Below are 10747 nucleotides of genomic sequence, written 5' to 3'. Positions count from 1 at the left end.
ATAACTGTAGGGCAAGGTCTTGTCCGAACAGTATAATCTACGCCTGTGGAGAGCGTGTAAGACCGGATCTCGTAAGGGATAGGCAATGCTTGTAGAATCAGGAAGCCCCACTTCAAGCGGTGATAACCGGTAAGTGGTGGGTAGTTCACTAGAGACATTTAACTTACACAGACTGTACAATTCCAAATAAATTATGTACAAACCAACTTTATTTTTGATGGAGTAGCTATTCCTGATTATGGAAGATATATTCAACAAAAATCCTTAAGTGCCCTTGAAAGATTATGAGTATGAAATAAATAGCAATGCTTTTCCTTTTCACATGGCACAGCTCTATTGCGGAATACATGTCCCTCTGAAAAGGAGTTGGTAGAATAGCCCCTTCAATATAGTATGTTTAACAATTCCTTATGTGCAAATAAAAAGAGCATCCACAATTGTTGGATGCTCTTATATATAAAGTGGCTTCCCCCACACTCCAGTATATGCTTGTCATTCTCAAAGGGTGTAAACAAAAAGACACCTTATTCAGGCGCCTTCTCAAAATATAAGGGGGAGCTCTAACGTACAGATTAACACTTCCCGATGTCACTGCTATTATATGCTTGATACATTTTCGATTTAATTTTGCTATATAATATAATTAAAAATCATTCGTTGCCCTATTGTTTTTTACATTTTAACGAGAAAACTATTCTACATCACCAATTGCTTGAATAGACTCAAGTCTAACATTAATTTTGTTCGGAAAACCTATAATATTACCAGTTGAATTACTTGCTACTTCTATATTTGATCCAATAACAGTAACTAAATTTCGACTCACATTCATTATAAAACCTTTAATATGAATTCCTTCTAAAAACAATACAGTACGTAAATGAAGCAACTGATAAGCATATAAAAGTTCTCTAATCTCATTTGTTAATTCTGCAAAATTATTACTAGAACTATTCACTACTGAATGATAAGAAGAAGATCCCTTTAATTCTAAAGAGGTGTTAGAGGACATTTTTGATTCTAATAAAACATCAGAAGATTTTTCCGATTCTAATAAAACATCAGAAGATTTTTCTGATTCTAATAAAACATCAGAAGATTTTTCTGATTCTAATAAAGTATCATAATTCCTTCCTGATTTAAATGGAGCGATAAGAGGAATCGGATTTATATCAAACAATCTAAATTTACGTTTACCATTATCAGAATTAAAACAAAACTGACACACCTATACCCCTCCTATAATAAGTATGTATTATATAGTAAACACATTATACAAAAATGTACTGGGTATTTATAATACCCAGTACATTTTTTAATTTATTATGCTCCTCGATCATCACTTACCGCTAAAATGCTACTAATCATAACACTAATTTGGTTTGGATTTTCAAGAGCCCCACCATTTGCATTACTTTCTACTTCAACGCCTTTACGAAGAGTAACGAAATCTGTTCCAATTTGTGTAATAAAGCCTTCTACGTGGAATGATGGTAAAAATAATACAACTCTCGCCCCAACCAATTGAAATGCTTGCAACAGAGTTAGAATTTCATTATTATCCATTCTCTATCATCTTCCTTTACTTCTAATTTTGACACCTAACAATGTAATTCTATTAAATTAACTTATTATTAGTTATCAAAATAAAATATGTTCAAGCATAAGAATTGAAATAGACAAGTTGGCAAATATTTTTAGTAATACATTATTAGAATGTAGTGTTTAAAGAATGATTAATAAAAAGATCCTTATTAAACAAATTTCATAATTAAATAAAAAATCCACACTTAACTAGACTCATATACGCACACCATCCTTTCTAGACGAGCATAAAATGTACTAACGAACGAAAGGGGGTAATATTATGGGTTTTGGTTTTGGTGGAGGTTGTGATTTCGACAGATGTGATGATCGGAGAGATCATCACAGAGATCATCACAGAAAAGAAGAAAATCATAGACATGAGAATAATAATCCAGAATTATTACAATTCTTAAGAACATTAACTCCTGGTACTTGTATTGTTATTCAATATGATCGTCAACCGCCTACAAGTGCAACATTCCAAGGTTTTCAAGGAAACAACGTCATTATTTTATCTGACTTTGATTGTTTCCCAGGATTAGCACGTATTGCGGTTAATAGAATTAACGTAATCTCTATAAATTCACCTGATTGTGATCGTTTCTGTTGCAAACGTCGCAGACATTGCAGAGAATGTGATGAGCATGAGCATAAACATGAACGCGAACATGATCGTAGAGATGATTTTTAAAAATTAATTAATAGAAAAATCTTTCCTTTAATTTATAAGCCAACTTGCAAGAAAAACACCTAACTGAACATAAATAACAAACCATTTTATATATCGGACATATACTATTGTAAGGTCGGCATCCAAATGACCCAAATAAATACCCATGCCAAGAAATAAAACTACAAAGTATTTCTTGGCACCTTCTACATAAAATATTAACAACAATAAATTTAATAAAAAAAGAGCACCCATGGCAGTGGGTGCTCTTTTTTTGATAAGGAGTTTTAACTGTGTATCAAAATAGAATAGAAATGGTTGAACTCGTCCTACATTTTAATATATGCTTGTTCTTCCTGGAAGGTGAAAAACAAAAAGGACACCTTAATTAGGTGTCCTTTCGGGATGTAAGGGGTAACTACATGTTAGAAAAGCCTTTCTGTATCATTGTATGATTATCAATTCTCGTTATAACTAAAATAGGTTTTAAATACATTTATTGTGTAAACTTTCAGGAGCGAATCTCACTGCGACTGCGCTAACCTATCGTTTGAAGTCCCTAGATTTCTTTGGATTATACATATGAACTTTTTCATTTATAGTTGTTGCTCTTGGTCTGCCATGTGCGACAGGTTCAGTTAGTATTGTGAATTTAATCATTAAGACTAATAACCTCACTTTCTTCTAAAAGGATTATTTTATTAGGCTTTCAAACAACCTTCATTTTTAATTTTTCAAATCCAGTTGAACATCTAGACTCATAAACCATATGTCAATTTAAATACTCCCTAAAAAAGTAGGTGAAAGTAATGCCATCTGTTATTGGAAATCTGGTTGTACAAAATAGTAACGGTTCTTTCAACTTAGGTGATTTTTATAACGTTTCTCCAAAAGAAAATACAAAAGCTTATAATGGTTCAGGTGCATCAAATGTTGCTTTTATTGCCAATACCTTTAGCGGTGTTAGTGCAACAAACACATTCGATTCTGATGTTGCAGACCAAAGCCAAGTTGGAACAGCCTAAAATTATTCATCCTTTTCACTTCTGAATAAAATTCCAAATCCTGTCCTTACTTTAGATAAGCCACGATAGCTTGAATCCATTTTTGTGAGTACTTACTCTATGACCCTCTCCTTGAAGCCTAGCAGTTAGCTTTTACTAACTGCTCTTTAATTGGTAACATTACAGATTGTAACAATAATGATTACGTCTTATCATATAAAGGCTCAAATAAATCGAGCTATTATACCCATTCCCCTAGGAAACTAGGGGAATGGTTTGCTTGAACTACTTACCATACTGTGTGGAATAGAAAAATACAAGGGTTACATAGTACACCACAAGTCACACTGGAATATATTGAAATAAACAAAGAAAAAAAGATGCTATATTAGACAACCTTTATCTTTAAATAAAAAATCCACACTTAACTAGACTCATATACGCACACCATCCTTTCTAGACGAGCATAAGATGTACTAACGAACGAAAGGGGGTAATATTATGGGTTTTGGTTTTGGTGGAGGTTGTGATTTCGATAGATGTCATCATCGAAGAGAAGATCATCGAAAAGAAGATCATCGAAAAGAAGATCATCGAAGAGAAGAGCATAATCCTGAGTTACGACAATTTTTAAGAACATTAACTCCCGGCACTTGCATTGTTATTCAATTTGATTCTCAACCACCTACAAGTGCAACATTTCAAGGTTTCCAAGGAAACGACGTAATTATTCTATCTGACTTTGATTGTTTCCCAGGATTAGCACGTATTGCGATTAGAAAAATTAACGTAGTCTCTATAAATTCACCTGATTGTGATCGTTTCTGTTGCAAACGTCGTAGACATTGCAGAGAATGTGATGAGCATAAACATGAACGCGAACATGATCGTAGAGATGATTTTTAAAAATTTATTAAAAGAAAAACCTTTCCTTTAATTTATAAGCCAATTTGCAAGAAAAACACCTATTAAAAAAATAGGTGTTTTTCTTTTCTAAATGTTACCCAACTGAACATAAATAACAAACCATTTCATATAGCGGACATATACTATTGTAAGGTTAGCATCCAAAAGACCCAAATAAATACCCATGTCAAGAAATAAAACAACAGCACATTTATTCAAAATGTACAAGCCAATTACCAAATTATTCATATTCTATAATTAAGGATTAATCAATCCTATACCACCAACCCATAAAGTTACCTACGTATATTTAAATGTACAAATGTACAAACCTAATTAAAAATCTACACATATAATGTACCCTACCTTTCTATTATCTTATTAAAGGAATTTATTTTTATATAAATTCCTTTTTTTAAGTATTTAAATACTTAATTTAATCTACATAACATAATCAATCCCAAAATAATTAATATAATAATCCTTAAAAAAAATAAGATAAGAGCCCTCTCCTCTTATCTTTTACTGGTATTTATTTAAAATACTATTAAACTACTCGTCGGACACTAATAACATCTAGACTTGTCACATTAATATTCGCACCAGCATCAACCCAAATAAGAAATCCATCCTCTACACGAATAAAGACCCCTGTTCCATTGATCTGATCTCCAGCGGAAAAAACATTAATTCTGTCGCCTTCTCGTAAACCATCTAATCTTCTTCGTCCTTCAAAATTACCCACTTCTCTCACCTCCTCACATTCTCTTCGGTTTCTATTACGTTCATCACATTCACATTATTTAAAATACTATTAAACTACTCGTCGGACACTAATAACATCTAGACTTGTCACATTAATGTTCGCACCGGCATCAACCCAAATAAGAAACCCATCCTCTATACGAATAAAGACCCCTGTTCCATCGATCTGATCTCCAGCGGAAAACACATTAATTCTGTCGCCTTCTCGTAGACCATCTAATCTTCTTCGTCCTCCAAAATTACCCACTTCTCTCACCTCCTCAAATTCTCTTTTTTTCTTCGGTTTCCATTACGTTCATCACATTCACATTATTTAAAATACTATTAAACTACTCGTCGGACACTAATAACATCTAGGCTTGTCACATTAATGTTCGCACCAGCATCAACCCAAATAAGAAATCCATCCTCTACACGAATAAAGACCCCTGTTCCATCAATCTGATCTCCACCGGAAAAAACATTAATTTTGTCGCCTTCTCGTATACCATCTAATCTTCTTCGTCTTTCAAAATTACCCACTTCTCTTACCTCCTCACATTCTCTTCTTCTTCTTCTTCTGTTTCTATTACATTCATCACATTCACATCTACGTTCAAAAGACATTTAACATAACCCCTTTTTCCTAAAAATTTATTTACACCATATTTTATGAAAAAAGTAAATTAATTGATTAGACTTTTTTCCTCTATCAAACATCCAATTAACTAATTTATAAAAAAAAAATTACTAATTTCAACAATTGTACAAGCCATTTTTTATTACTTACATAGATTAACAATGAGATGATAATCATCTTACTATACTCCAAAACCCTAAATTACCTGTTCGGTAACTATCTTTAAAAAACAGAAAAAAGGACAGTTTTTCAATTGTCCTTTTTTCTTATTTGTAAATATCTATTTTAAAAATTAAACACCCCTTACTAATAAATACATACATTATATAGTGCTCCAACACACTACTAAAAAACACTCCACTAACAAAAAAAGAACTTATTTTCTATCTGTCAAGAATTTAAGTTCTTTTTTAATCATTTAATATCCTGTTATTTTTATAATAAGATATAATTTTCTTTCCTTGATTCTTCTCCTCTTCGATGGGCTAATTGGTATCCTGGTGGATTCCGAAGATGTTTTTTCTTTTTACGCTTCATCTCATTAATCTCTTGTTTAATCCACCCACGTAAAGATCTAGAAACTTTTTGATCAGTTGCTAATTGTCTTAATTTGGTACTTCCCCCTGCTCTTCCTGCATTTTTAACTACGGCTTTGGCAGCTTTAACTCTACCTTCACCAACTATACCTAAGGTTCCGGCTATTAAGATTTGTTTTCTACTCGCACCAGACTTATAAGCTTTATACGCATACTTATCAGGGTTTATTAAGTTAATTTAATCAAACTTTATTCCAAGGCTACAAATATATCAAAGACTGTTTTCTTCTCATTGCGATGAGACTTTCGCCCATTTTTATGCAAGAGATTGAACAAACGAAGGAAGATTTTTAATAGTTCTTGGGCATTTTGTTGTAGAGATTGAAATATAAATAGTAATCCTTAATGATTTAGATTGCTTTATATTCACTTAGTTCTCGCTTCTTTTTGTTGAGGAGTAAGTGGCGCATTTTGTACACAGTAGAAGAATAAAATTGTTGGTGAAGTAAATGTGCTAAAAGTTGTTATAAAAACTGAACAGCCTGAGAATTAAAGCAGTGATTGAGTCCTTCTGGGCTCATAGAAATACCTGTGTTAGCTTCTAATCAACTACATAATTGTGTCAATGAAGTATGAACTATGTTTTGACTTAACCAAATACATAGGGCCACTAAGTCTTGTGCGCGGTATTTATTTTTTCGTTTCACAAATCCTGTATTTCTAGCTAATTGCTCTAAAACATCAGGTGACATACATCGTTGCAATTCTTTAGAAAACAATTCTAATTCATCAAAAGCTGATAATTAGTAATAATTAATAGTCCAATAATCCCACTTATGTAAGCAAAAAATCCCTTCAGATCTACTGAAGAAATTTTTAAAGATTTTATACTACACAGAAAACGCCCTTTCAGTCTAAAATTATTTTCTAAGATTATCACCCTTAGTTTAACAGTAGCTTTTATCAACAAACGGATGCATTAGTAAATAGGATATGTGGATTAAATGCCCTCTACAATTGATGGACATGGTATGTAAATATTTTCTTGCTATTGGAGGGATTTCCTAATGGTTGATAACATACAACAACTTATTCAAGAACATAGACAATTTTTTCATCATGATCATACAAGAGGTCTTCAATTCCGGCTTGAACAGTTAGAAAAGTTGAAAAATTCTATTCGAAAATATGAAAATCAAGTGCTAAGCGCATTATATCAAGATTTACACAAAAGCGAGTTTGAAGCATACGCTGCAGAAGTTGGTTTCGCATTTAACAGTATCAATTTTATAATGAAATACCTAAAACAATGGATGAAACCTCAAAAAGTAAAAACACCTATTCATTTTGCCCCATCCAAAAGCTACATAATAAAAGAGCCATATGGTACCGTGCTAATTATTGGACCTTTTAATTATCCATTCCAATCATTAATTGAACCTCTCATTGGGGCAATTGCGGCAGGAAATTGTGTGGTTCTCAAGCCTTCAGAAAATGCACCAAATGTTTCAGCTGTAATTAACAAAATAATAAGTGAAACGTTTGATAAGCAATACATTCGTGTAATTGAAGGAGGCAGGGAAACAACTTCTTTATTGATTCATGCACCATTTGACCATATCTTTTTTACTGGTAGCGTTCAAGTTGGAAAAATTGTCATGGAAGCTGCGGCGAAAAATCTTGTACCAGTAACATTAGAACTTGGTGGAAAAGGACCAGCTATTGTCGATGAATCTGCTAACCTCGATATAGCAGCCAAGCGCATTATCTGGGGAAAATTCATAAATGCTGGGCAATCCTGTATTGCACCTGATTATGTTATTGTACACAAATCGGTCAAGGTAAAACTGATTTCGAAAATGAAAAAAATAATTACAAACTTTTATGGATCAGATGTATTTAAAAGCAATGATTACGGTCGAATTGTTAATGAGAGACAATTCGATAGACTTACTTCTATATTAGGGCAAGACAAAAATTATATAGTATTTGGTGGAAATTCATCTAGAAGCCATTTATATATTGAACCAACACTTCTTGAAGTAAAATCATGGGATGATGCAGCTATGAAAGAAGAAATTTTCGGACCGATTTTACCAATTATGGATTACAATGATTTAGATGAAGTCATTCATACGGTTAACAACCATCCCAAACCGTTAGCTTTGTATGTGTTTACTGAAAATAAAAATGTTGAAAAGCAGGTATTAGGACGAATTTCTTTTGGAGGAGGATGCGTCAACGATACAATGTCGCATATGGCTAATCTCCACTTACCTTTTGGTGGAGTAGGAAATGCAGGATTCGGCGCCTATCATGGGAAACATAGTTTTGATGCTTTTACACATCGTAAAAGCATTTTAAAGAAAAGCTCAAGGATAGATTTAGGGTTTGTATTTCCACCGTATAGGAACAAAATTAAAATTTTGCGAAAGATTTTTAAGTAATACGATTTGTTAAACATTAATGTTGATTAGATTATTTCGGTTAATCTTTTTTATAAATGGTTACACTTTTTTCAAAACGGTGCGACTTTGTTTTAAATCTACAGGGGATTCCTAAGTACGGAAACCTAACGCTTTCTAATTGATTAGGCTATCCCCGTAGTTCCTACGGTTAGAAGACGGATTGCTGCATTTCGATCTCTATCGTGATGTGCGCCACAAGAAGGGCAATCCCACTCACGAATTGTTATATTTTTAACGTCTGTGTTTTTGTATTCGCAATTGAAATATAATTGACTAGGAGCAAATGTTTTAAAGAGTAAGTTTTAATCAATCTTTTTTTAAAACGTGCTCTTCATACTTGTTTTTACATCAATGTTAAAAAGGAATTATGGTGATGCCGCATGTTGAATTGCTGAGTCCTAACTCTCATGTTGCAAAAGTTCTTTGAAGATGAGAGGGATTTTCATGGTCATGGAAACGTGGAATAAAAAGCGTAGTCTCGATTATAAGGAAAGAATTATATCTATTTATAAATATAAAAGGAAATTAAATTCTTAACAGATAGAAAATAAGGCCTTTTTTTGTTAGTGGAGTGTTTTTTAGTAGTGTGTTGGAGCTCTATATAATATATGGATTTATTAGTAAGATGTATTTGATTTTTAATATATATATTTGCAAATAATAAAAAAAGGACAGTTAAAAAACTGCCCTTTTTTCTATCTTTTAAAGATAGTTTCCGAACGGGTAATTTAGGGTTTTGGGGTATGGTAAGATGATTATCATCTCATTGTTAATCTATGTAAGTAATAAAAAATGGCTTGTACAATTGCTGAAATTAATAATTTTTTTTTATAAATTAGTTAATTGGGCATTTGATAGAGGAAGGAAATCTAACCAATCCATTAATTTCTTTCATATAAGTTAAGTAAAATTTAGAAAAGAAAAACACCTATTTTTTAATAGGTGTTTTTCTTGCAAATTGGCTTATAAATTAAAAGAAAGATTTTTCTATTAATTAATTTTTAAAAATCATCTCTACGATCATGTTCGCGTTCATGTTTATGCTCATCACATTCTCTGCAATGTCTACGACGTTTGCAACAGAAACGATCACAATCAGGTGAGTTTATAGAGATTACGTTAATTTTGTTAATCGCAATACGTGCTAATCCCGGGAAACAATCAAAGTCAGATAGAATAATTACGTTGTTTCCTTGAAAACCTTGAAATGTTGCACTTGTAGGTCGTTGAGAATCAAATTGAATAACAATACAAGTACCAGGAGTTAATGTTCTTAAGAATTGTAATAATTCTGGATTTTCATTCTCCTGTCTTTTATTTTCTTCTTTTCTGTGATGATCTCTGTGATGATCTCTCCGATCATCACATCTATTGAAATCACAACCTCCACAAAAACCTCCACCAAAACCAAAACCCATAATATTACCCCCTTTCGTTCGTTGGTACATCTTATGCTCGTCTAGAAAGGATGGTGTTCGTATATGAGTCTAGTTAAGTGTGGATTTTTATTTAAAAATAAAAGTTGTGGGTTCTGGTGCAAAAAACCTATAAAACTTGGACATACTGATATTACTACTCTAGAAAAAGGTGTGTGATCAGTATGAAAAAGGAAAATTCGTTCAAATGAAAGCATTATCAGCCTGAACAAATGTACCATGATTCATCTGACTCTCCCTTCTATATAATTAACGTTTGAAAACGTAAAATGTATACAAACTTTGTAAAAAAAAATCAAAATAAAGTACATCAATGTATGATGTACAATACATATTTTCTATATAATTACATTTAACATAACACCACTTAGCGGAAGTCAATCTATCTAGAAGCATAGAAGAGTTACTTCAAATCTTCTGAAGAGAATATTCGTTCACATAATCACCGTTATCAGTAGTTAGTCTGCCTAATTATAAAGAAGAATAAGCTCCTTTATTTTCTTTAAGCATATCATGTAAAAGAATATGAAATATTTATAAAAAGTAGGTGACAACATGACATTCGATTCTCACCGTATTATAGGCTTCCCTGGAATGGGTATGGGCGGTTCCCCTGGAATGGGTATGGGCGGTTTCCCTGGAATGGGTATGGGCGGTTTCCCTGGAATGGGTATGGGTGGTTTCCCTGGAATGGGTATGGGTGGTTTCCCTGGAATGAGTATGGGTGGTTTCCCTGGAATGAGTATGGGCGGTTTC

At 32.7% G+C, this 10747-nt stretch carries 11 protein-coding genes and 4 pseudogenes; 5 read left to right on the top strand and 10 right to left on the bottom strand.

Annotated features, from left to right (window positions below; genetic code table 11):
- Positions 1-691: 691 nt before the first annotated feature.
- The gene (locus BAU28_RS08380; RefSeq protein ID WP_071718317.1) at positions 692-1228 is read right to left on the bottom strand and encodes a hypothetical protein; all 537 of its coding nucleotides are present in this window, start codon (positions 1226-1228) and stop codon (positions 692-694) included.
- Between the two features lie 95 nt (positions 1229-1323).
- Positions 1324-1566 (bottom strand): hypothetical protein, encoded by a 243-nt coding sequence (locus tag BAU28_RS08375; protein WP_025151166.1) that lies wholly within the window; start codon positions 1564-1566, stop codon positions 1324-1326.
- A gap of 301 nt (positions 1567-1867) precedes the next feature.
- Here BAU28_RS08375 and BAU28_RS08370 point away from each other — a divergent pair, with 301 nt between their 5' ends.
- From BAU28_RS08370 to BAU28_RS08355, 3 genes are all read left to right on the top strand, one after another.
- Entirely contained in the window at positions 1868-2278 is a 411-nt protein-coding gene (locus BAU28_RS08370) for a hypothetical protein (RefSeq protein WP_025151167.1), read from the top strand.
- Positions 2279-3066: 788 nt separating this feature from the next.
- Positions 3067-3282: a spore germination protein gene (locus tag BAU28_RS08360; protein ID WP_048374833.1), complete on the top strand. Its 216-nt coding sequence runs from the start codon at positions 3067-3069 to the stop codon at positions 3280-3282.
- A gap of 480 nt (positions 3283-3762) precedes the next feature.
- Positions 3763-4167 carry a hypothetical protein gene (locus BAU28_RS08355; protein ID WP_071718315.1) on the top strand — a complete coding sequence of 135 codons (405 nt, stop codon included), beginning with the start codon at positions 3763-3765 and terminating at the stop codon, positions 4165-4167.
- Between the two features lie 547 nt (positions 4168-4714).
- On the opposite strand, the pseudogene BAU28_RS08350 reads toward BAU28_RS08355, so the two are convergent.
- From BAU28_RS08350 to BAU28_RS30885, 6 genes and pseudogenes are all read right to left on the bottom strand, one after another.
- Positions 4715-4966: pseudogene (locus tag BAU28_RS08350) on the bottom strand (hypothetical protein); the annotation flags it as partial.
- Positions 4967-4981: 15 nt separating this feature from the next.
- A complete protein-coding gene (locus BAU28_RS08345; protein ID WP_071718314.1) occupies positions 4982-5179 on the bottom strand; it encodes a hypothetical protein in 198 nt (65 codons plus the stop codon).
- Positions 5180-5256: 77 nt separating this feature from the next.
- On the bottom strand, positions 5257-5538 hold the full coding sequence (locus BAU28_RS08340; RefSeq protein WP_071718313.1) for a hypothetical protein: 282 nt from the start codon (positions 5536-5538) through the stop codon (positions 5257-5259).
- A gap of 448 nt (positions 5539-5986) precedes the next feature.
- Positions 5987-6235, bottom strand: a complete 249-nt coding sequence (locus tag BAU28_RS31300) for a polymorphic toxin type 8 domain-containing protein (protein ID WP_275887067.1) — start codon at positions 6233-6235, stop codon at positions 5987-5989.
- Positions 6236-6336: 101 nt separating this feature from the next.
- Positions 6337-6611: pseudogene (locus BAU28_RS31555) on the bottom strand (IS4 family transposase); the annotation flags it as partial.
- Positions 6612-6614: 3 nt separating this feature from the next.
- A pseudogene (locus BAU28_RS30885) lies at positions 6615-6839 on the bottom strand (IS4 family transposase); the annotation flags it as partial.
- Positions 6840-7154: 315 nt separating this feature from the next.
- On the opposite strand from BAU28_RS30885, the gene BAU28_RS08325 reads away from it, so the two are divergent.
- Positions 7155-8534 (top strand): aldehyde dehydrogenase, encoded by a 1380-nt coding sequence (locus BAU28_RS08325; RefSeq protein WP_071718312.1) that lies wholly within the window; start codon positions 7155-7157, stop codon positions 8532-8534.
- Positions 8535-8677: 143 nt separating this feature from the next.
- Here the strand turns inward: BAU28_RS08325 and BAU28_RS29105 are convergent.
- Together BAU28_RS29105 and BAU28_RS08315 are read right to left on the bottom strand one after the other, a co-directional pair.
- Positions 8678-8854 (bottom strand): annotated as a pseudogene (locus BAU28_RS29105) (zinc ribbon domain-containing protein); the annotation flags it as partial.
- Positions 8855-9556: 702 nt separating this feature from the next.
- Entirely contained in the window at positions 9557-9973 is a 417-nt protein-coding gene (locus BAU28_RS08315; RefSeq protein ID WP_071718311.1) for a hypothetical protein, read from the bottom strand.
- A 573-nt stretch (positions 9974-10546) separates the two neighbouring features.
- Here BAU28_RS08315 and BAU28_RS08310 point away from each other — a divergent pair.
- Positions 10547-10747 (top strand): hypothetical protein (locus BAU28_RS08310; RefSeq protein ID WP_208610963.1); only part of this gene is annotated, 201 nt, incomplete at its 3' end.

This window comes from Bacillus paramycoides (assembly GCF_001884235.1).
GTDB lineage: Bacteria > Bacillota > Bacilli > Bacillales > Bacillaceae_G > Bacillus_A > Bacillus_A paramycoides.
Note: the sequence above shows the minus strand (reverse complement) of the source record. Positions and strands in the feature narration are given on the sequence as shown.